22 protein-coding genes are annotated in these 20252 nt (G+C 58.7%); 21 read left to right on the top strand and 1 reads right to left on the bottom strand.

Annotation, left to right across the window (positions count from 1 at the left end):
- Positions 1-11 precede the first annotated feature (11 nt).
- From prmC to WM42_RS01265, 21 genes are all read left to right on the top strand, one after another.
- Complete coding sequence (gene prmC / locus WM42_RS01365; RefSeq protein ID WP_062039009.1) at positions 12-857, top strand: peptide chain release factor N(5)-glutamine methyltransferase; 846 nt, start codon at positions 12-14, stop codon at positions 855-857.
- 30 nt (positions 858-887) lie between these two features.
- On the top strand, positions 888-1556 hold the full coding sequence (locus tag WM42_RS01360) for an L-threonylcarbamoyladenylate synthase (protein WP_062035318.1): 669 nt from the start codon (positions 888-890) through the stop codon (positions 1554-1556).
- A 15-nt stretch (positions 1557-1571) separates the two neighbouring features.
- Positions 1572-2747, top strand: coding sequence for an MraY family glycosyltransferase (locus WM42_RS01355; protein WP_062035316.1), 1176 nt, complete (start codon positions 1572-1574; stop codon positions 2745-2747).
- A gap of 38 nt (positions 2748-2785) precedes the next feature.
- Positions 2786-3229: a Cg1360 family ATP-synthase-associated protein gene (locus WM42_RS01350; protein WP_062035314.1), complete on the top strand. Its 444-nt coding sequence runs from the start codon at positions 2786-2788 to the stop codon at positions 3227-3229.
- A gap of 437 nt (positions 3230-3666) precedes the next feature.
- The gene (gene atpB / locus WM42_RS01345; protein WP_061921965.1) at positions 3667-4467 is read left to right on the top strand and encodes a F0F1 ATP synthase subunit A; all 801 of its coding nucleotides are present in this window, start codon (positions 3667-3669) and stop codon (positions 4465-4467) included.
- A 105-nt stretch (positions 4468-4572) separates the two neighbouring features.
- On the top strand, positions 4573-4812 hold the full coding sequence (locus WM42_RS01340) for an ATP synthase F0 subunit C (RefSeq protein ID WP_005532052.1): 240 nt from the start codon (positions 4573-4575) through the stop codon (positions 4810-4812).
- Positions 4813-4857: 45 nt separating this feature from the next.
- Positions 4858-5424 (top strand): F0F1 ATP synthase subunit B, encoded by a 567-nt coding sequence (locus WM42_RS01335; protein ID WP_061921968.1) that lies wholly within the window; start codon positions 4858-4860, stop codon positions 5422-5424.
- Positions 5425-5430: 6 nt separating this feature from the next.
- Positions 5431-6246 carry a F0F1 ATP synthase subunit delta gene (locus WM42_RS01330; RefSeq protein WP_062035312.1) on the top strand — a complete coding sequence of 272 codons (816 nt, stop codon included), beginning with the start codon at positions 5431-5433 and terminating at the stop codon, positions 6244-6246.
- Between the two features lie 65 nt (positions 6247-6311).
- Complete coding sequence (atpA, locus tag WM42_RS01325; protein ID WP_062035310.1) at positions 6312-7952, top strand: F0F1 ATP synthase subunit alpha; 1641 nt, start codon at positions 6312-6314, stop codon at positions 7950-7952.
- A 57-nt stretch (positions 7953-8009) separates the two neighbouring features.
- The gene (locus WM42_RS01320; RefSeq protein WP_062035308.1) at positions 8010-8993 is read left to right on the top strand and encodes a F0F1 ATP synthase subunit gamma; all 984 of its coding nucleotides are present in this window, start codon (positions 8010-8012) and stop codon (positions 8991-8993) included.
- A 3-nt stretch (positions 8994-8996) separates the two neighbouring features.
- A complete protein-coding gene (gene atpD, locus WM42_RS01315) occupies positions 8997-10442 on the top strand; it encodes a F0F1 ATP synthase subunit beta (RefSeq protein ID WP_062035306.1) in 1446 nt (481 codons plus the stop codon).
- 10 nt (positions 10443-10452) lie between these two features.
- Positions 10453-10821 (top strand): F0F1 ATP synthase subunit epsilon, encoded by a 369-nt coding sequence (locus tag WM42_RS01310; RefSeq protein ID WP_062035304.1) that lies wholly within the window; start codon positions 10453-10455, stop codon positions 10819-10821.
- Between the two features lie 180 nt (positions 10822-11001).
- On the top strand, positions 11002-11478 hold the full coding sequence (locus WM42_RS01305) for a DUF2550 domain-containing protein (RefSeq protein WP_062035302.1): 477 nt from the start codon (positions 11002-11004) through the stop codon (positions 11476-11478).
- Between the two features lie 24 nt (positions 11479-11502).
- Positions 11503-12195 carry an endonuclease NucS gene (gene nucS, locus WM42_RS01300; protein ID WP_062035300.1) on the top strand — a complete coding sequence of 231 codons (693 nt, stop codon included), beginning with the start codon at positions 11503-11505 and terminating at the stop codon, positions 12193-12195.
- Positions 12195-12479: an Rv1322 family protein gene (locus WM42_RS12825; protein ID WP_082787604.1), complete on the top strand. Its 285-nt coding sequence runs from the start codon at positions 12195-12197 to the stop codon at positions 12477-12479. The genes nucS and WM42_RS12825 overlap by 1 nt, the downstream gene beginning before the upstream one ends.
- A gap of 10 nt (positions 12480-12489) precedes the next feature.
- On the top strand, positions 12490-12798 hold the full coding sequence (locus tag WM42_RS01290; protein ID WP_061921994.1) for an MTH1187 family thiamine-binding protein: 309 nt from the start codon (positions 12490-12492) through the stop codon (positions 12796-12798).
- Positions 12795-13679 carry a tetratricopeptide repeat protein gene (locus WM42_RS01285; RefSeq protein WP_061921997.1) on the top strand — a complete coding sequence of 295 codons (885 nt, stop codon included), beginning with the start codon at positions 12795-12797 and terminating at the stop codon, positions 13677-13679. Before WM42_RS01290 ends, WM42_RS01285 begins: the two co-directional genes overlap by 4 nt.
- A gap of 123 nt (positions 13680-13802) precedes the next feature.
- Positions 13803-15239 carry a cation:dicarboxylate symporter family transporter gene (locus WM42_RS01280; protein ID WP_062035296.1) on the top strand — a complete coding sequence of 479 codons (1437 nt, stop codon included), beginning with the start codon at positions 13803-13805 and terminating at the stop codon, positions 15237-15239.
- A gap of 21 nt (positions 15240-15260) precedes the next feature.
- A complete protein-coding gene (locus WM42_RS01275; RefSeq protein ID WP_062035293.1) occupies positions 15261-15656 on the top strand; it encodes an arsenate reductase/protein-tyrosine-phosphatase family protein in 396 nt (131 codons plus the stop codon).
- A 53-nt stretch (positions 15657-15709) separates the two neighbouring features.
- Positions 15710-16507 (top strand): ABC transporter ATP-binding protein, encoded by a 798-nt coding sequence (locus tag WM42_RS01270; protein WP_062035291.1) that lies wholly within the window; start codon positions 15710-15712, stop codon positions 16505-16507.
- 6 nt (positions 16508-16513) lie between these two features.
- Positions 16514-18124, top strand: a complete 1611-nt coding sequence (locus WM42_RS01265; protein ID WP_070498332.1) for a hypothetical protein — start codon at positions 16514-16516, stop codon at positions 18122-18124.
- On the opposite strand, the gene glgB is transcribed toward WM42_RS01265, so the two are convergent.
- A complete protein-coding gene (glgB, locus tag WM42_RS01260; RefSeq protein ID WP_062035287.1) occupies positions 18121-20241 on the bottom strand; it encodes a 1,4-alpha-glucan branching protein GlgB in 2121 nt (706 codons plus the stop codon). The two genes, WM42_RS01265 and glgB, sit on opposite strands and share 4 nt — an antisense overlap.
- Between the last annotated feature and the right edge of the window lie 11 nt (positions 20242-20252).

Raw genomic sequence — 20252 nt, 5'->3', positions numbered from 1 at the left:
ATACCTACGCAATGGCGCTTCGCGATGCCGCGGAGCGCTTTCGCGCATCTGGAGTACCTAGCCCGGAGTGGGACGCACGAGTGCTTGCCGCCGAGCTCATTGGTTGTGGGCATATGGACATCCCGCTGGATGCCCAACCGATTCCCGGCTTTGCCATCGCCTATGAGGGCTGGGTCGAACGCCGTGAGGCTCGCGAGCCGCTGCAGCATATTCTGGGCACGGCGTGGTTTGGTCCGCTCGAGCTCAAGGTAGGTCCGGGCGTGTTTATTCCACGCCCAGAAACGGAAGTCCTGGCGGATTGGGGAGTGCGGGTGCTTCGCGACGTCGCCAAGCCCCGCGTTGTCGACTTGTGTACCGGCAGCGGGGCACTGGCCGCCTATGTAAACCACGAGCGGCCGGACGCGGATGTATTTGCGGTCGAGCTTTCTGAAGATGCGCTGCCTTTTGCCCGCAGCAATCTTGCCCAAGGCGTGCATCTGGTCCACGGCGATGCAACAGACTTCTCGCTTCTGGCCGAACTCGACGGCACCGTGGATCTCGTGCTCACGAATCCGCCTTATGTTCCGGAGACGCCAGACCTAGAGCCCGAAGTCTACCGCGACCCCCACATGGCGGTCTTCGGCGGCGCCGATGGCATGGAGGTCATCGACCGCCTCGTACCTCGCATTGCGAAGTTACTGCGTCCCGGCGGGAAAGTGGGCATCGAGCACGACGATGCCACGAGCGAGGCCGTGCAAGTTGCATTGCTGAATTCTGGGCGATTCCACGAAGTCGCAGTGCTGCGAGACCTAACAGGTACCGCGCGTTTTGTAACTGCTATTAAAAGTGCGACCGCCACCCCGGCGGGAGTACAGTAGGTTGGTCTGAACACACGAAGTGAGGAAAGAATGCAGGGAAAGATTTATAACTGTGCCGATAAGGCAGAGCGTGAAGAAGGCCTAGCCATCGCGGTCAAAGCAGCAAAGTCTGGCCGCCTCGTCGTGATGCCTACTGACACGTTGTACGGCCTCGGCTGTGACGCCTTCGACAACGACGCTGTGGCCAGCCTCCTTGCAACCAAGCAGCGTGGCCCCGATATGCCCGTTCCGGTCCTCGTGGGGTCCTGGGACACCATCCGCGGTCTCGTCGCGGAGTACACCGATACTGCGCGAGCACTCGTCGAGGCTTTTTGGCCCGGTGGACTTTCCATCGTGGTCCCGCAGGCGCCTTCCTTGCCGTGGAACTTAGGAGATACCCGCGGCACGGTGATGTTGCGCATGCCGCTGCATCCTATTGCCATCGAGCTTCTGCGCGAGGTTGGCCCAATGGCTGTGTCCTCCGCGAATATTTCCGGCCACCAGCCACCGACCACCGCGCTGGCTGCAAAGCAGCAGCTTGGTAAAGCCGTTACCGTTTACTTGGACGGTGGCGAGACTGCCGTTGGCAAGCCTTCCACCATCATCGATTTGTCCGGTGAGCACCCATACCTGCTGCGTGAGGGCGCGCTTTCTGCCGAAGAAATCGCTGAGGTCATTGGCGTGAGCGCCGAGTCGCTGCGCACTCGCCCCATTGCCTAAACAAAAGGAGATTGTGTGAGTGGCACCGGTGTACCGCTGCGCGAGCTAGCGCTTGTCATTTTGGTCGCAGCGACCTTTACCTACCTCGCCACGGGCTTGGTACGTAGCTTCCTCGTCCGCACTGGGCGAGTGGCAGAGATTCGCCTGCGCGATTCGCATTCCCAGCCCACCCCGCAGATGGGTGGCGTGGCAATGTTTACCGGTTTCGGCGCCTCAGTCTTCCTAGCCGCCCAGCTTCCAGCCTTGACTCGCGGTTTCATGCCCGTTACCCCTGAGATGAATGCCGTGTTTTGGGCAGCGCTGGCCATCGTGCTCGTGGGCGTCATCGACGATGCCCTCGAACTGGGTGCGATGGTGAAGTTGGTCGGCCAATTGCTCGCCGCTGGAATCATGAGCGGCCTTGGCCTTACCTGGACGCTTCTGTTTATTCCATTCGGCGGCGGAACTACGGTGTTGCTCGACCAAATCCAGGGCACACTCTTGACAACCTTCTTTACGGTGCTGCTCATCAACGCAATGAACTTTGTGGACGGCCTTGATGGTCTCGCCGCTGGCTTAGGGCTTATTGCAGGTGGCGCCATCTTGATCTTTTCCATCACGGTTTTGCATGACCAGGGTGGGGCAGTCTCTGCCTATCCGCCGGCGATCATCTCTGCTGCGTTGGTCGGTATCTGTGCGGGCTTCCTGCCGCATAACTTTGAGCCTTCGCGCATTTTTATGGGCGACAGCGGATCGATGCTCATTGGTCTCCTGCTGGCCGCAGCTTCCACCTCTGCTTCCGGCAAGATCAACATGTCGCTGTATGGCACCGTTGACATGGTGGCGCTCGCATCGCCTTTCATTGTGGTCGCCGCAGCTGTGTTTATTCCAGTCTTGGACCTTGTCTGGGCGGTTATTCGCCGCCTTTCGCAGGGCCGATCGCCCTTTTCTGCTGATAAGGCGCACATTCATCACCGCCTGCTTTCGCTCGGCCATACCCACCGCCGCACCGTCTTGGTGCTATACCTGTGGGTCTCGGCGGTAGCTTTCGGCGCGGTGTCCTTTTCCATCGTCCCGTGGCCCGTTGCCGTCGCGCTTACCGCCATCGCGCTGGGGGTGGCATTCGGCGTCACGCTCATTCCTCTGCGCCAGGGGAAGCTTGGCCCAAGTAAACGGGCTACCACGGTGGTGGCGCATACCGATCCCGCCTAGGAGTCCCGGGCTGTCGTAGTGCGGTAGGCTTTTGGCCTATGACTGATCCGATGACGAACGCGGCAATAAACAACGTGGATGACTTTGACGACCCAGTTTTGCCGCTCAAGCGTGCACTGCGCTTCGGCTCGATTGCGCTGGTGGCCATCACGATTATCTCGCTCGCTGTGTGGGGTGGCATGCGTGGAATTCCGGGAATTTGGGGAGTGCTCGTCGGTGCCGGCATCGGCGGTGGGTTTGTGCTGCTGACGGTTCTTTCCGTGCTTGCTGCCTCGAAGACTAGCCCCACCAACACGATCATCGTCGTTATGGGTAGCTGGCTCATCAAACTGCTGGTGCTGATTGTCATCCTCGCGGTCATCCGCGACATGGACTTCTACGATAAGATGGCGCTCTTTGTCACCGTAGTGATGGCCCTTATTGCAACGCTGGGTACCGAGGCCTGGGGCGTCGTCAGTGCCCGCGTCTCCTATGTGCACTAGCCATCCTGAAAAGGGCGGCGGGGATAAAACACGAGCCCTCTAGTCTTAATTTCCTTGGGGGAAGATGTGGAAAGGGTGTTAATTCCACCCCCGAGGTGGTGTACAAAAACGGTTTGTGACAAAGGCCATACGGGGGCTTTTGCCTAGTCATGGGCTCTATTTCGGCCAAAGAATCGCCCGCGAGCTACGGGTGTCAACCTGTGCCTACCCTGGTACACGTGAATTAGGCCCTGAACTGATATTATTTCTCGCGGGTTACCACGGGACCGAGATTTTTGCATTGGATCCCGCGCGGTCAATCCCTGTCACTTCTTCGAAGATGTGCGACGGAGTCCGAAGTCGTGACAGAGAGCTTGAGACGTCCATCGCACCGTCCGCAAAGCTATTTTGCGGCGGCCCTAACACGGGAGAGAACGCTGAGCGTTACAACATTGGCCATGAAAGGGCACTTCCACGCGCCTGATCTGGGTGAAGAATTCTTCCCGGGGCAAGTAGATGCTGACCATCTGTTCTTCGGCGACTTTGCCGACGGATGGTTCGCGCTTGATCGCCTAATGCTGGTGCGCATCTTGATGACGCTGGTATTGGTGGTTCTTTTCATGCTGGCCTTCAAGAACCCGAAGTTGGTTCCGAAGGGTCTGCAGAACGTCGGCGAGAATGCGGTCGATTTCGTCCGTATCCACATCGCCGAAGATATTTTGGGTACTAAGGAGGCCAAGCGATTCCTTCCGGTAATCGCGACGATCTTCTTCGCAGTCCTGTTTATGAATGTGCCGACCATCATCCCGGGACTCAACGTCTCGCCAAATGGTCGTATCGGCATGCCTATCGTCCTTGCAGTCGTGTCGTACATCGCAATGATTTACGCCGGCGCAAAGCGCTATGGCTTCGGCAAGTTCATCAAGTCCTCGGTGGTTATTCCTAACCTGCCGCCGGCTCTGCACTTGCTCGTTGTGCCGATCGAGTTCTTCTCGACTTTCATTCTGCGACCAGTTACCCTCGCCATTCGTCTCATGGCGAACTTCTTGGCAGGACACATCATTCTGGTCCTTCTCTTCTCTGCTTCGAACTTCTTCTTCTGGCAGCTGAACGGTTGGACGGCACTGTCCGGTTTGACCATTGTTCTGGGACTGGCTTTCAGCCTGTTCGAGCTTCTGGTCATCTTCCTGCAGGCCTACATCTTCGCGCTTTTGACGGCGGTGTACATCGAACTGTCCCTGCACGCGGATTCGCACTAAGGACGAGGTCGACGAGCGCGACCGAGAATAATCTCAACTTCACAGAAACTATCTCCCTGTCCGTAAACCTGCGGGCAGGACATACGAAAGGGAACGACTTTCACCATGAACGAAATCATTCTTGCACAGGATGCTGCCGCTAACCTCGACAGCCTGAAGGCTGTTGGCTACGGCCTCGCCGCAATCGGCCCTGGTATCGGTATCGGCATCGTTGCCGGCAAGACCGTTGAGGCTATGGCACGCCAGCCTGAAATGGCCGGCCAGCTGCGTACCACCATGTTCCTGGGTATCGCCTTCACCGAGGCTCTTGCACTTATCGGCCTCGTTGCAGGCTTCCTGTTCTAAAAAGTTCGCGTTTTCCTAAACCAACCTTTTAAGACTGGAGACCACATGAACAACGTCTTTTATACGCTTGCGGCGGGGGAGGAGAACCCGGGTTCCGGCAGCTTCTCCGTTCTTCTGCCCAAGAACTATGACATTTTCTGGTCTTTGATCTGTTTCGTTGTCATCTTGATTTTGTTCTGGAAGTTCGTTCTTCCGGCATACAACAAGATGCTCCAGGAGCGCGAGGACCGCATCGAGGGCGGCATGAAGCGTGCTGAGGCTCAGCAGGCTGAAGCTAAGGCTGCTCTCGAGAAGTACAACGCACAGCTTGCTGACGCACGTGCAGAAGCTGCAGAGATCCGCGAGCAGGCGCGCGAGCGCGGCAAGCAGATCGAGGCTGAGGCTAAGACCCAGGCAGAAGAAGAGTCCCGCCGCATTGTCGCCTCTGGCGAGAAGCAGCTGGAAGCTTCCCGTGCACAGGTCATCTCTGAGCTGCGTTCCGATATCGGACAGAACTCCATCAACTTGGCTGAGAAGCTGCTGGGCGGCGAACTTTCTTCCGCAACCAAGCAGTCCTCCACGATTGACAACTTCCTGTCCGAGCTCGATTCTGTGGCACCGGCCGGAAAGTAGGCAACTATGAAGGCAGCTAGCCGCGAAGCCCTCGCACACGTAGAGTCCCAGCTGGATCAGATTCTGGCGCAGGACGATGCGATTGCGACGGCGGCACAGGCAGGTCTCGACCTTTTCGAGGTCGTTGATGTCCTTGATGCTGACCGTGAACTGCGCGTCGCGCTAACCGACGCCGCCGTTCCGGCTGCAAACCGCAAGTCACTGGTACAGAACCTCTTCGGTGCAAAGATTGCTCCGGTCGCCACCCAGGTGATCGAAGCTTCTGCTGCCGAGCAGTGGTCCACCTCCCGTGACTTCGTCAAGGGTCTCGTGTCTCTCGGCCGCCGCGCTCTTCTGCGCGGTGCTGAGGCTCAGGGCCAGCTGGGCCAGGTAGAAGACGAGCTCTTCCGCCTGTCTAGCATCCTGAAGAACGAGGCAGAGCTGACCCAGCTGCTTTCCGACCGAACTGCTACGTCCGCACGTAAGCGCGGATTGCTGGCAAGCGTGCTCTACGGCAAGGTAACGATGTTTTCTGAGGCGCTCGCGCTCCAGGCCATCGGCCGCCCTGAGCAGAACCCGATCGATGATGTCGCGGCACTGGCCGACTACGCAGCTAAGCTGCAGGGTCGCACCATTGCTCGTGTTACCACCGCGGGTGAGCTGAATGATAGCCAGCGTGCAGCACTCGCTGAGAAGCTGGGCAAAATTTATGGTCGTGCGATGTCCATTCACTCTGAGGTTGACACCAGCCTCCTCGGTGGTATGACCATCCGCGTCGGCGACGAAGTTATCGACGGCTCCACGGCAGGCAAGATTGCCCGCCTGCGTGCCAAGATGGCTTAAGTCAGGCCGAAACGACAGAAATGATTAAGTAATTGCTGGAAGAAACTACCGAGAGCAGGAAGAACATGGCGGAGCTGACGATCTCCTCCGATGAGATTCGTAGCGCGATTGCGAACTACACCTCGAGCTACTCCGCGGAGGCCTCCCGTGAGGAGGTCGGCGTGGTCATTTCGGCAGCTGACGGTATTGCGCAGGTTTCTGGCCTGCCATCCGTTATGGCGAATGAGCTGCTCGAGTTCCCAGGCGGCGTTATTGGCGTCGCACAGAACCTTGACACCAACTCCATCGGTGTCGTTGTCCTGGGCAACTTCGAGTCCCTCACCGAGGGCGACGAGGTCAAGAGGACTGGCGAAGTCCTTTCCATCCCTGTGGGCGAGGAATTCCTCGGCCGCGTTATCAACCCACTGGGCCAGCCGATCGACGGCCTGGGCCCAATCGCCGCTGAAGAGGACCGCGTCCTCGAGCTGCAGGCACCTTCCGTGCTGCAGCGTCAGCCGGTTGAAGAGCCGATGCAGACCGGCATCAAGGCTATTGACGCAATGACCCCGATTGGTCGTGGTCAACGTCAGTTGGTCATTGGTGACCGTAAGACGGGTAAGACCGCAGTCTGCATCGACACCATCCTGAACCAGAAGGCTAACTGGGAGTCTGGCGACAAGGACAAGCAGGTACGTTGTATCTACGTCGCTATCGGCCAGAAGGGCTCCACCATTGCTGGAGTCCGCCACACCCTGGAGCAGCACGGCGCACTGGAGTACACCACCATCGTGGCAGCTCCGGCTTCCGACGCCGCCGGCTTCAAGTGGCTGGCACCGTTCTCCGGTGCAGCTCTGGGTCAGCACTGGATGTACCAGGGCAACCACGTCCTGGTCATCTACGATGATCTCACCAAGCAGGCTGAGGCCTACCGTGCGATTTCCCTTCTGTTGCGCCGTCCGCCGGGCCGCGAGGCTTACCCGGGCGACGTCTTCTACCTCCACTCCCGTCTGCTGGAGCGTGCTGCAAAACTCTCCGACGACATGGGTGCAGGTTCCATGACCGCACTGCCGATCATCGAGACCAAGGCGAACGACGTTTCCGCCTTCATCCCGACCAACGTTATTTCCATTACCGACGGCCAGGTCTTCCTGGAGTCCGACTTGTTCAACCAGGGCGTCCGTCCGGCAATTAACGTCGGTGTCTCCGTCTCCCGTGTGGGTGGCGCTGCACAGACCAAGGGCATGAAGAAGGTTGCCGGTAACCTGCGTCTTGAGCTTGCTGCTTACCGTGACCTGCAGGCATTCGCTGCCTTCGCTTCCGACCTCGACCCTGCCTCCAAGGCACAGCTCGAGCGCGGTGAGCGTCTGGTTGAGCTGCTCAAGCAGGCGGAGTCCTCCCCGCAGCCAGTCGAGTTCCAGATGGTTTCCATCTACTTGGCTGACCAGGGCATCTTCGACGTCGTTCCCGTCGAGGATGTACGTCGCTTCGAGGCTGAGGTACACGAGTACCTGCACTCGAATACCCCGCAGGTATTCGAGCAGATCGCTGGTGGCCAGCCTCTGTCCGACGAATCCAAGGATGCGCTCGTCAAGGCTGCTAAGGACTTCGCCCCGACCTTCCGCACCACCGAGGGCCACAACTTGGGCTCCGAGGCAGAGGTCGATCCGCTCGATGCGGCAGAGGTAAAGAAGACCGAGCTCAGCGTCTCCCGTAAGACGGCTAACTAGAGTCCGCACAGCTCTAAGAATCAACCGTCGAGATAATAGAAGGGAGGAGCGAACACCATGGCTAATCTTCGTGAACTGCGCGACCGAATCCGGTCCGTCAATTCCACTAAGAAGATCACCAAGGCACAGGAGCTCATTGCTACCTCGCGCATTACCAAGGCACAGGCTAGGGTTGAGGCTTCACAGCCTTACGCACACGAGCTTGCGAATGTGATGAACAAGCTCGCAGCGGCCAGCTCGCTGGATCACCCGATGCTTCGTGAACGGGAAGATGGCAAGGTCGCCGCTATTCTCGTGGTCTCTTCTGACCGCGGTATGTGTGGTGGCTACAACAACAACATCTTCAAGAAGGCAGCCGAGCTCGAAGCCCTGCTCAAGAAGCAAGGCTACGAGACCGTCCGCTACGTCACGGGTAATAAGGGCGTTGGCTTCTACAAGTTCCGTGAAGCTGATGTCGCAGGAAGCTGGGCTGGTTTCTCGCAGGATCCGTCCTGGGAGACCACCCACGATGTCCGTCGTCACATGATCGACGGCTTCATTGCAGGTTCCAAGGGGACTGCCAAGTACCGCGACGGCCTCAACACCGAGGGCGAAGGCATCCGTGGCTTCGACCAGGTTCACGTTGTGTACACCGAGTTTGAGTCCATGCTGACCCAAACCGCGCGTGCACAGCAGTTGTTGCCGGTGGTTCCGGTTATTGAGGATGAGGAATTCCACCTCGGAGAGTCCGCGCTCTCCGACTCCGAGCCTACGGATCAGGTTTCGCCTGATTTCGAGTTCGAGCCGGATGCTGACACTCTTATGGAGGCACTGCTTCCGCAGTACGTCTCTCGTATCCTCTTTGCGATGTTCTTGGAGGCTTCCGCTTCCGAGTCCGCAGCACGCCGTACCGCAATGAAGTCTGCTACTGACAACGCAACCGAGCTGGTCAAGGACCTCTCGCGCGTGGCCAACCAGGCTCGTCAGGCACAGATTACCCAGGAAATTACAGAGATCGTCGGTGGCGCTGGGGCGCTCGCCGAAAGCGCAGAAAGTGACTAGATTATGACTTCAGCTCTGCAAGAGCAGAACACACAGTCGTCGGCTGTTGCCGGCCGTGTGGTGCGCGTCATCGGTCCGGTCGTCGACGTGGAATTCCCGCGTGGCGGACTGCCGGCACTGTACAACGCACTGACCGTCGAGATTTCTCTCGAGGCTGTTGCAAAGACCGTCACCCTCGAGGTCGCTCAGCACCTCGGTGACAACCTCGTCCGTACCGTTTCCATGGCACCGACCGACGGCCTCGTCCGCGGCGCTACCGTGACCGATACTGGCAAGCCAATCTCCGTTCCAGTCGGCGATGTGGTCAAGGGCCACGTCTTCAACGCACTGGGCGACTGCCTCGACCAGCCTGGTCTGGGCCGCGACGGCGAGCAGTGGGGCATCCACCGCGAGCCGCCGGCATTCGATCAGCTCGAGGGCAAAACCGAAATCCTGGAGACCGGTATTAAGGTTATCGACCTCCTGACCCCGTACGTGAAGGGCGGCAAGATCGGCCTCTTCGGCGGTGCAGGTGTTGGTAAGACCGTTCTCATCCAGGAGATGATTACTCGTATCGCACGCGAGTTCTCCGGTACCTCCGTCTTCGCCGGCGTCGGCGAGCGTACCCGTGAGGGCACCGACCTCTTCCTCGAGATGGAAGAGATGGGCGTTCTCCAGGACACCGCCCTCGTGTTCGGCCAGATGGATGAGCCGCCAGGAGTCCGTATGCGCGTGGCTCTGTCCGGCCTGACCATGGCGGAGTACTTCCGCGATGTGCAGAACCAGGACGTGCTGCTGTTCATTGACAACATCTTCCGTTTCACCCAGGCCGGCTCTGAGGTTTCGACCCTGCTGGGTCGTATGCCTTCCGCCGTTGGCTACCAGCCAACCCTGGCTGACGAGATGGGTGTCCTGCAGGAGCGCATTACCTCCACGAAGGGCAAGTCGATTACCTCTCTGCAGGCCGTTTACGTCCCTGCGGATGACTACACCGACCCGGCTCCGGCCACCACCTTCGCCCACCTCGATGCAACCACCGAGTTGGACCGTGGTATTGCTTCCAAGGGTATTTACCCGGCTGTGAACCCGCTGACCTCGACCTCTCGTATTCTGGAGCCGTCCATCGTGGGCGAGCACCACTACGAGGTTGCGCAGCGCGTCATTCACATCCTGCAGAAGAACAAGGAACTCCAGGACATCATCGCCATCCTTGGTATGGACGAGCTGTCCGAGGAGGACAAGGTCACCGTTCAGCGCGCACGTCGTATCGAGCGCTTCCTGGGCCAGAACTTCTTCGTCGCAGAGAAGTTCACCGGCCTGCCGGGCTCCTACGTCCCGCTGACCGAGACCATCGATGCTTTCGAGCGCATCTGCAACGGCGAGTTCGATCACTACCCAGAGCAGGCATTCAACGGCCTGGGTGGCTTGGACGACGTCGAGGCTGCGTACAAGAAGCTTTCCGAGAAGTAGGGAGTGGCACATGGCTGACATCACCGCTGAACTGGTATCCGTCGAGCGTAAGCTGTGGGCTGGTAAGGCCACGCTGGTTACGGCTGAGACCACTGAGGGTGAGATCGGCGTGCTTCCTGGCCACGAGCCATTGGTCGGTCAGCTGGCCGACAATGGTGTTGTGACCATCCACCCAGTCGACGGCGAGCGCCTCGTCGCCGCGGTCCAGGGTGGCTTCCTCTCCGTGTCCAAGGACAAGATCACTGTCCTCGCCAACTGGGCCACTTGGTCCACTGAAGTTGATGAGGCACAGGCTTCCGAAGACCAGAAGTCCGAGGAGCCCATTGTCCACAACCGTGGTGAAGCCGCTCAGCGAGCACTTCGTCGCGCCAAGGGCTAGGTAGAGTAACGGGCAGCAAAGCCCTTCCGCTCTCATAAGCGCCCCACCTTTCTTTCACCAGAAAGGTGGGGCGCTTTTTCGTTGGCTTTTGCTACGGGGTTTAGTGGCATAACGGCTGGGGAAGATACTAGAATTTTACCTAATATCTTTCAGGTTCAGGATTAAAAGGAGCGGCAGGATATGAACATTTCAGGTCTAGGCTGGTTGTTCCTCATCGTGGCGGCTTCTATCCTTTTGTGTCTTATGCTTGCTGCTCGCCGCTTTTTCAAGTTGCGGGCGCGCGGGACCTCTGTATTGCTGAGAACCCTGCCTGCTAAAAACTCTCGTTCTTGGCGTCATGGCGTGATGCGCTATAGCGGGGAATACGTGGAGTACTTCAAGCTGCGCTCGGTTTCGGTCCAAGCAGACCTTCGTTTCAATCGCCTCGGCGTCGAACTAATTGGCACTCGTCAATTGGACGATGACGAGGCTGCTTTTATGTCCGCCGCCGACCAGGTCATCCGCTTTTCCTTCGCGGATCAGGAATACGAAATCGCCACTGACCTACACGGAATCATGGGGCTCACCGCCTGGATTGAGGCGGCGCCTTCCAAGCGCTTGGAACGTCCTGACTATCGGCGTCTGCGCCAGCGCGCTACCCGTTTTACTAAGGAGTAGGCGGCTACCTATAGGGTAGAGGGCATGCGTTTAGTCATCGCTCGTTGCTCAGTTGATTATGTCGGCCGTTTGGATGCCCATTTGCCAGTCGCCGATCGCCTCATCCTCATCAAGACAGATGGTTCCGTGTCGATCCACGCCGACGACCGCGCCTATAAGCCGCTGAATTGGATGACTCCGCCGTGCACGCTGGAGGAATCCGCCATCACTGACATCGACGGCGAGGACACTGGTGAGCAGCTGTGGCTCGTTGAAAACCCCAAGGGGGAGCAGCTGCGTATCACCATCGCGGAGATTCACCAAGACATCTCCGTAGAGTTGGGCGAGGACCCAGGGCTTGTTAAGGACGGCGTCGAGGCACACCTGCAGGAGCTGCTCGCCGAGCACATCGATACCCTGGGCGAGGACTATTCACTCGTTCGGCGCGAGTATCCAACCGCAATTGGCCCAGTCGATATCATGGCCAAAGACCAAGACAATAAGTTCGTTGCGGTTGAGGTTAAGCGCCGCGGTGGTATAGACGGCGTCGAGCAGCTCACACGCTATCTGGAGCTTCTCAACCGTGACGAGCTACTGGCACCCGTGCAAGGCGTGTTTGCAGCCCAGGAAATCAAGCCGCAGGCCCGTACGCTGGCCGAGGACCGCGGTATTCGCTGTGTCATCCTTGACTACCAAGATCTGCGCGGCATCGAGTCGAACGAGCTGCGTCTTTTCTAATGCCACGCCGCAATAGGAGAAACCGCGTCAGCCCGCGCCCGCTGCCTAAGGATGGCTCTACTTTTCTAGGCTCGCAGACCGTCGAGGGCCCAAAGTGGACCCACGGTGAGCTCTTCGTTATGCGCCACATCGGCAGCGCGGCGGCTACAAAGTTTTATATCTGCCCCGGCTGCAACCAAAATATTCCGCCTCGCGTTGCCCATATCGTGGCCTGGCCGCGTGATACAGGCGGCAGGGAAGATGACCGCCGCCATTGGCACCGTCACTGCTGGGAGCGTGGGTAGGATAGCGGGCATGATTGTTGCTTTTTCTGTCGCGCCAACCGTGGTGGGCGAGGAAACTGCGGAGATGTCTGCAGCCGTCGCCGAAGCCGTCCGCGTGGTGCGCGCATCCGGCTTGCCCAACGAGACCAATGCCATGTTTACCCTTATAGAAGGCGAATGGGATGAGGTCTTTGCCGTAATCAAGGAAGCCACCGATGCGGTACGCAAGGTTTCGCCGCGTACCTCGCTTGTAGTCAAGGCCGATATCCGCGAAGGTGTGACTGGCCAGTTGACGCAAAAGGTGGAGTCTGTGAATCGACGTTTGGAGGAAAACAAGTGACCGGACCTTATGTAGGCGGTGCCCTTGACTTGGGCGCGCTGAAGCAGCAAAAGGAGACTGAGGAAGCGCCTTCCGGGGTATCTGCATTTTTCGAGGTAACCGAGGCTAACTTCGAATCCGAATTGATTCGCCGTTCCGCCGAGGTCCCCGTTATTGCGCTCATCGGTTCTTCGCGTTCGCCCGCCTCCGAGCAACTGAAGAATGACCTGCGCGCTGTCGCAGAGGCCGGTGGTCTCAAGTTCATCGTTGGCTACATCGACGCTGATGCTATCCCGCAGGTAGCGCAGGTCTTTGGCGTGCGAAACCTGCCGACCACCGTCGCCCTAGCTGCCGGCCAGCCGATTACCAACTTCGAGGGAGCCCAGCCCAAGGATGCGCTGGAGCAGTGGACTGCCACGCTCGTCGAGAAGCTTGGGCCGCAATTGAGTGGTCTCAGCACCGAGACCCCAGAACCAGAAACTGCCGCGGACCCACGCGTGCAGGCCGCCGAGGAGTCCCTAAACCACGGCGATTTCGACGCAGCCATCGCCCACTACGACGCCATTTTGGCCGACGATCCAGACAACGCCGAGGTCAAGCAGGCCCGCAACACCACCCAGGTTTTGCGTCGTCTGGACCCAGCCAACCGCACCGAGGACCCGATTGCTGCTGCCGACGCTGCGCCAGCCGACGTCGCCAAGCAGTGCGATGCCGCCGACGCCGAGGTCGTCGCCGGTGCGCCCGAGAAAGCCTTCGAGCGCCTCATCTCGGCGATGCAAAGAACCGCAGGCGACGACAAGCAAGCCCTCAAGGTTCGCTTGCTCGAGCTCTTCGCGCTTTTCGACGCCTCCGATTCCCGTGTCCTGCAAGCGCGCACCAAGCTCGCAAGCGCTCTTTATTAGCGAAGGGGTAACTAGAGCACCCCCGGCTTTCTGGAATTTCTGGATCGCTTTTATCCGGTTCTATTATCAGGGCAGAAATCCTTGACAGAGCCAATTAAAAGGCCAATTAAAAGGGAGTGCTCTATGCCGACTTTGCAACCAATTAATGGTCCAAAAATCCCGGAGCCCAAAGCCCCGAAGAAGGACCGTACCCACTGGCTCTACATCGGCGTCATCGTTGCGGTGATTGCCGGTATTGCCTTGGGTCTAGTCGCCCCGGGCGTTGCCGTTAACTTCAAGCCATTGGGCACGATGTTCGTCAGCCTCATTAAGATGGTCATCGCGCCAATCATCTTCTGCACCATCGTGCTGGGCATCGGCTCGGTGCGCGCTGCGGCATCGGTCGGTAAGGCCGGCGGCATCGCTCTGGCGTACTTCATCACGATGTCCACCTTTGCGCTGGCGATCGGCCTCGTGGTCGGAAACTTCATCGATCCCGGCGCTGGCCTTCATATTAGCGGCGGTGATGGCTCTAAGTACATCAAGGCAGGTGCGGAAGGCGAGGGTCTTTGGGGCTTTGTCAGCTCCATCGTCCCAGAGACCATGTTCTCGGCGTTTACCTCGGGATCTGTTCTCCAGGTCCTGTTTATCGCGTTACTGTGTGGCTTCGCCGTGCAGTCCATGGGCGAAGCAGGCGAACCTATTCTTGGCTTCGTCGCCAGCCTGCAGCGCCTCGTCTTCAAGATCCTCAACATGATTTTGTGGCTGGCTCCGCTCGGCTCTTTCGGAGCTATGGCAGGCGTCGTTGGTGAGACCGGCATGGATGCCGTGAAGTCCTTGGCCACCCTGATGCTGGCTTTTTACATCACCTGCTTCCTCTTCGTATTCGTGGTACTCGGCCTCATCGCCCGTGTATTCGGCGGTATCAGCATGTGGAAGCTCTGCAAGTATCTGGGCCGCGAGTTCCTGCTCATCGTTGCTACTTCTTCCTCTGAATCCGCATTGCCGAACCTCATGCGCAAGCTGGAACACCTCGGCGTGGAGAAGCCGACCGTGGGTATCGTTGTACCGACCGGTTATTCCTTCAACCTGGACGGCACCGCTATTTATCTGACGCTTTCCGCCATCTTCATTTCCGAGGCAATGCATATGCCGATGAACTTGGGCGAGCAGGTGGGCCTGCTGGTCTTTATGATCATCGCGTCCAAGGGCGCAGCGGGTGTCTCCGGAGCCGGCATCGCAACGCTGGCTGCGGGCTTGCAGTCCCACCGCCCTGAGCTCCTCGGCGGCGTCGACGTCATCATGGGCATCGACCGCTTTATGTCCGAGGCTCGCGCTCTGACCAACTTTGCCGGCAACGCGCTCGCAACCATCCTGGTTGGCCGCTGGACCAAGACCGTGGACATGGACCGCGTCACGAAGGTACTCAACGGTGAGGAACCATACGCTGATTCTGGCAAGGACAGCACCGTTAACCTGCGCATGCCAGACGTGGAGAACCCAGCCCACGAGCGCCTGCAGCCAACGCAGCAGGTTGATTTGGAGCGCTACAAAGACGGCTCTGAGATGTACTACAAGTAGTTCTCGCTATACTGCGAGCCTATGACGAAAGTACTATTCCTCTGTAATTCCAACCGCGGCAAGTCCCAGATGGCCGCAGCTTTGGCGAAGCTGCATGCTCCCTCGTGGAAGGTCTATTCGGCCGGCGTGCAAGTGACCGAACCGGGGCAGTCCGGCGATGTAAATCTCGAGGCATCCCATTGCCTGGCCGAAGTGGGCGCCGACATGTCTGAGGGCACGCCCAAGCCGGTTGATCCGGAACTTGCCGCCAATGTCGATCACGTCATCATCGTCGGTGGCGCCGAGTACGATGGACCCGCCGAGCGCTGGGAGATTGAAGATCCCTCCCAGCGTGGCGTGGAGGGCAAGCAAAGGATGGTCGAGCTGCGCGACGATATTGATGCCCGCGTCAAAGAATTGATTGCGCGCCATAATTAATTTAGATACTAAATACCTAGAAATAGGTAACATTTTCTAATAAAATGCGGTGCATGACTAGTCCGCACCGAGCACCGATTTCGTCCGATCCTAGGCAGCAAGCCTTTGCAATCCGTGGCCTTAACAAATCCTTCAATGGTTCTCCCGCCGTCCGCAATCTAGATCTCGACGTCCCGCGGGGTTCTATTTATGGCATCGTCGGCCCCAACGGTGCGGGCAAGACCACCATGCTGACCATGGGCTGCGGTCTTCTGCGCCCCGATAGCGGCGAGTCATTCGTTGCCGGTCACCGCGTGTGGCACGATCCAATCCCTGCGAAGGCATCGATGGGCTTGCTCATGGACGGCGCACCCGTATTCGACCGCCTCACCGGCGCCGAGTATCTCTACTACTTGGGCGCGCTACGCAAGCTCGACGAGGGGGAGGCACAGCGCCGCGCCGCCGAGCTCCTGCACGTGCTCGCGCTTGACGACGCCGCCTCCAAACGCATCGCCGACTATTCCGCTGGCATGACCAAGAAGATTCTGCTTGCCGGCGCAGTACTCCATAATCCCGAGGTGCTCATCCTCGATGAGCCGCTCGAGGCAGTCGATCCAGTATCCGGCCGCCTCATCCAAAACGTGCTCGTGAACTTCGCTGCCCGGGGTGGCACCGTGGTGATTTCCTCCCACGTCATGTCCCTAGTCGAAGGACTTTGTACCTCCGTGGCAATCATTAATGATGGCCAAGTGCTTACCTCCGGCACCGTCGATGAGGTCCGCGGTGACAAGAGCCTCACTGACGTCTTCATCGAGCTCGTCGGCGGCGCCGATCTCGATTCCAACGCCTTCCAGTGGTTGGGTGGAAACTAGGCCGTGATGGACACCAGCAAAACCCTCGTCAAGCTACACCGCACACTATGGAGCAGGACTTTCAAGGAAAACACCGCGCAGTGGATGATGGTGCTCCTCTTCGCCATCTATGGCCTGATTGGTCTCGCCAACACTGGGTTTATGGCCGGCTTAGATCTGAGCGAAGGCACGCGCAATGCTCACGCTCTCACCACAGTCAACCTCCTCGGCGTAGCGATGTACCTCATGCTCGCGATAATCATGCCCGCCGGTGAAAAGCAGCTTTACCCCGATACCTTGAAGGGCCTGCCGCTTTCTTTAGAAGAGGTCCGGCCCGCCATGCTGCGCATTTCTTTCCTTAACTCCCGCGTCTGGCTTTCTGCAGGTTTTAGCATCATCTGGGCAATCGTCGGTGCGATCATGCTCGTGAGCATCGGTGACTTCAATGTCATTGCAATACCCGCATTCGTGCTCGGCATGGCGCTTTCGTGGTTTATCACTATCTGTTTGTCGGAGTGCCTGATGAGCGTTGCCAGCAACGTGGTCAGCTTGGAAAGTGATCGCAGCAAGTTCATTGGCGGCATTCTCGGCACCGTATTGATGCTCTGCGTCATTCTCTTAAACGGCCAGATTGAAGATGCAGTGCCGCTCGGCACCATCGGCAAGTATGCCGCGTGGACGCCGTTTACCGCAGCGACCGGTTGGGCCACAGCGCTTGGCAATGGCTCTTACATGGAAGCACTCGCACAGCTTCTAATCGCTATTCTCACCGCAGTGGGGCTCTTCGCGGTCTGGCGGCACTTAATCAAAACAGAATTCGCCCAAAGCCAAAAGCACGCCCGGCCTGCGCCAGCCACAAAGACAAAGGAGCACGGCGTATCCCGCCTCCGCCTGATGGGCCTGGCTTATCGCAGTCCCGCCATGATGGAGTACTCGCGCTCGTTGCTTTATATCGTCCGCGATATGCGCCTAGTAAATACCTTGATCTTCATGCCGGTGCTCGCAGGATTCTGTCTCTACCACATCTTTAACGGCAACTTGACCGCTGGTTTAGGCGTGCTCGTGATGCTCGGTCTCCTGGGCGGCCTGCTCGGCGTCAACGACTATGGCTACGATGGCCCCTCCGGCTGGCTGAAGATGATGGCACCTTGTGCACCAAGCAAATTTCTGCTGGCCCGCCATCGCGCGCACCTGACGCCTTCTGCAGTTGTCATCCTCATTTGCGTCATCCTGGCGCTCATCATCAGCCCTGAACGCCTGAAGGTATTGGCCTTTGGTTGTGCTGCAATAGGAATGCTGCTTTCCGTAAGCTCCTGCGCACTCGCTTTGTCGGTGTATAACCCTTATCCCGTCTCCGCGCCGGGTACCAATGCGTGGACTGATAAGTCTGGCTACTCCGCACCCGCCTTTGTGGCCAGCCTCTTCGGACTCATCTTCGGCTGGATTGCCGTGGCCCCAGGTCTTGTTTGCCTAGGCATCGCCGTTACCCAAGACAAGGCTCCGTTGCTAGCAGTCGGTGTCATCTTGAGCCTTGCCGTACCGGCTATCGTCCACGCACTGGTGGCGTTTATCGCCGGCAAGCGGGTCGACGGCCGGATGCCGGAGATTTACGCCAAGGTCGACACCTGGGTCAGCTAGCCCACAAAGCGGTACCACTGCACGGAGTTGGCCGGGAGGTGTAGATCCGCGGAATTCGATGTGGAGTGCACCTTATGTGCCAAGTCATTGCCCGCGCCCTCGTAGACGGCGTCGTCGGTGTTGAGCAGCAACTCCCACGCGCCGTCGCGGGGCAGCCACATGTGGTAGTTCGGAATGGAGTTGCCTGAGAAATTGCACACGGCGAGCAGCGCCGAGCCATCGTTGCCGTAGCGCACGTAACCCAAGACGTTATTGTTCGAGTCATCAGCCTTGACCCACTGGAAACCATCCTGCGTAAAGTCCTGGGACCACAGGGCAGGGGTGTCTTTGTAAACGATATTGATATCGCGCACTAAGCGCTTGATGCCTCGATGCCACTCACCGCCCCAGCCTTCGAGATTGGCCCAGTCCACAGAACTGGATTCGTTCCACTCTGCGACCTGGCCAAACTCTTGGCCCATAAACAGCAGATTCTTGCCCGGATGCGAGAACATATATCCGTACAGCGCACGCAAGCCTGCGGCCTTGTTCCAATCGTCGCCAGGCATGCGCGTCCACAGCGAGCCCTTGCCATGGACCACCTCATCGTGGCTAAACGGCAGCACGTAGCGTTCTGAATAGGCATAGACCATAGAGAAGGTCAGCTCGCCGTGATGGTGCTGGCGGTAGATGGGCTCATGTGTGAAGTACTCGAGGGTGTCATTCATCCAGCCCATATTCCATTTCAGGGAAAATCCGAGGCCGCCTTCCGAGGTGGGAGCAGTAACGCCCGGCCAAGAGGTCGATTCCTCGGCAATGGTCAGCACGCCGGGATGCAGGCGCTGCAGGGTAGCGTTCGTCTCCTGCAAGAACTGTACCGCTTCCAGGTTTTCGCGTCCACCGTACTGATTGGGCAGCCATACTTCACGGGAGTAGTCCAAGTAGAGCATCGAGGCTACAGCATCCACGCGCAGGCCGTCGACGTGGAATTCTTCGGCCCAATACAGCGCGTTTGCTACCAAGAAGTTGCGCACCTCGTTGCGGCCAAAGTCAAAGACGTAGGTTCCCCAGTCGGCCTGCTCGCCGCGGCGGGGATCGGGGTGCTCGTAGAGTGCCTGGCCGTCAAAGCGGCCCAGTGCAAATTCGTCTTTGGGAAAGTGCGCCGGAACCCAGTCGATGAGGACGCCGATGCCGGCGTTATGCAGGGCGTCGATTAGCGCACGCAACTCATCCGGCGACCCCCAGCGCGCCGACGGCGCGTAGTAGCCCGAGACCTGGTAGCCCCAAGAGCCGCCGAAGGGGTGCTCTGCCACCGGAAGCAGCTCGACGTGGGTGAAGCCTTGCTCGAGGACGTAATCGATGAGCTCAGCGCGCAGCCTGTTGTAGTCGGCGCCTTGCTTCCAAGAACCCACATGCAGCTCGTAGACGCTCATCGGCACATCGAGATTGCCGTTACGAGCATCCATCCATGCGGAGTCATTCCATTCGTAATCGTTTGCCATGACTACCGAGACTGTCTCCGGCGGAGCAATCGTTTGCTTCGCCATCGGATCAGCCTTATCGATGCGCCGGCCGTCCGCGGTTTGAATCGCGAACTTATAGCGCTCGCCGGGGCCGATGCCGGGGACGAAGAGCTCCCAGACCCCGGTTGCGCCCAAACAGCGCATCGGCGACTGCGCGGGATTCCAGCCGTTGAAGTCGCCTACTACGGCAACGCCTTTGGCATTCGGCGCCCACACCGCAAACGAAACACCTTCAACCCGGCCCAAATGCGTGTCGTAGCTGTGCAGATTCGCGCCAAGTACCTCCCAAAGCCGCTCGTGACGACCTTCTGAAATCAGATGTAGATCGAAAGTGCTGGCAGTGGGTAAAAACCGGTAGCCGTCGGCCACCTCGACCGGAGCCTGGCCTGGGTAAGTCACCCGGAAGCGATAATCCTGCTCCTGGTCTAGTGCGCACTCCCACAGGTCGTGGCCTACAGCATTCATCTCGTGCACTGCAGTTTCGGTGACCAGCTCCACCTTCTCGGCGCCGGGGCGACGAGTTAAAACCGTGCCGTCGTGCCAGCCATAAAAGTCATGTGGGGCATGGTGGCGGCACTCGTTGAGGCGGGCGAGATCTGCTTCCGGAATGTTCATGAGTTCACGTT

The organism is Corynebacterium simulans (assembly GCF_001586215.1).
GTDB lineage: Bacteria > Actinomycetota > Actinomycetes > Mycobacteriales > Mycobacteriaceae > Corynebacterium > Corynebacterium simulans.
This window is presented reverse-complemented; position numbering and strand designations above follow the sequence as displayed.

What these genes read in the sequence shown, in the direction of transcription:
- WM42_RS01330 (WP_062035312.1), top strand. Translation starts at nt 5,431, where the DNA reads ATGAAGGCAGCTAGCCGCGAAGCCCTCGCACACGTAGAGTCCCAGCTG.
- WM42_RS01360 (WP_062035318.1), top strand. Translation starts at nt 888, where the DNA reads ATGCAGGGAAAGATTTATAACTGTGCCGATAAGGCAGAGCGTGAAGAA.
- WM42_RS01350 (WP_062035314.1), top strand. Translation starts at nt 2,786, where the DNA reads ATGACTGATCCGATGACGAACGCGGCAATAAACAACGTGGATGACTTT.
- WM42_RS01265 (WP_070498332.1), top strand. Translation starts at nt 16,514, where the DNA reads ATGGACACCAGCAAAACCCTCGTCAAGCTACACCGCACACTATGGAGC.
- atpB (WP_061921965.1), top strand. Translation starts at nt 3,667, where the DNA reads ATGAAAGGGCACTTCCACGCGCCTGATCTGGGTGAAGAATTCTTCCCG.
- WM42_RS01310 (WP_062035304.1), top strand. Translation starts at nt 10,453, where the DNA reads ATGGCTGACATCACCGCTGAACTGGTATCCGTCGAGCGTAAGCTGTGG.
- WM42_RS01280 (WP_062035296.1), top strand. Translation starts at nt 13,803, where the DNA reads ATGCCGACTTTGCAACCAATTAATGGTCCAAAAATCCCGGAGCCCAAA.
- WM42_RS01320 (WP_062035308.1), top strand. Translation starts at nt 8,010, where the DNA reads ATGGCTAATCTTCGTGAACTGCGCGACCGAATCCGGTCCGTCAATTCC.
- WM42_RS01335 (WP_061921968.1), top strand. Translation starts at nt 4,858, where the DNA reads ATGAACAACGTCTTTTATACGCTTGCGGCGGGGGAGGAGAACCCGGGT.
- prmC (WP_062039009.1), top strand. Translation starts at nt 12, where the DNA reads ATGGCGCTTCGCGATGCCGCGGAGCGCTTTCGCGCATCTGGAGTACCT.
- WM42_RS01290 (WP_061921994.1), top strand. Translation starts at nt 12,490, where the DNA reads ATGATTGTTGCTTTTTCTGTCGCGCCAACCGTGGTGGGCGAGGAAACT.
- glgB (WP_062035287.1), bottom strand. Translation starts at nt 20,241, where the DNA reads ATGAACATTCCGGAAGCAGATCTCGCCCGCCTCAACGAGTGCCGCCAC.
- atpA (WP_062035310.1), top strand. Translation starts at nt 6,312, where the DNA reads ATGGCGGAGCTGACGATCTCCTCCGATGAGATTCGTAGCGCGATTGCG.
- WM42_RS01275 (WP_062035293.1), top strand. Translation starts at nt 15,261, where the DNA reads ATGACGAAAGTACTATTCCTCTGTAATTCCAACCGCGGCAAGTCCCAG.
- WM42_RS01340 (WP_005532052.1), top strand. Translation starts at nt 4,573, where the DNA reads ATGAACGAAATCATTCTTGCACAGGATGCTGCCGCTAACCTCGACAGC.
- WM42_RS12825 (WP_082787604.1), top strand. Translation starts at nt 12,195, where the DNA reads ATGCCACGCCGCAATAGGAGAAACCGCGTCAGCCCGCGCCCGCTGCCT.
- nucS (WP_062035300.1), top strand. Translation starts at nt 11,503, where the DNA reads ATGCGTTTAGTCATCGCTCGTTGCTCAGTTGATTATGTCGGCCGTTTG.
- WM42_RS01305 (WP_062035302.1), top strand. Translation starts at nt 11,002, where the DNA reads ATGAACATTTCAGGTCTAGGCTGGTTGTTCCTCATCGTGGCGGCTTCT.
- atpD (WP_062035306.1), top strand. Translation starts at nt 8,997, where the DNA reads ATGACTTCAGCTCTGCAAGAGCAGAACACACAGTCGTCGGCTGTTGCC.
- WM42_RS01270 (WP_062035291.1), top strand. Translation starts at nt 15,710, where the DNA reads ATGACTAGTCCGCACCGAGCACCGATTTCGTCCGATCCTAGGCAGCAA.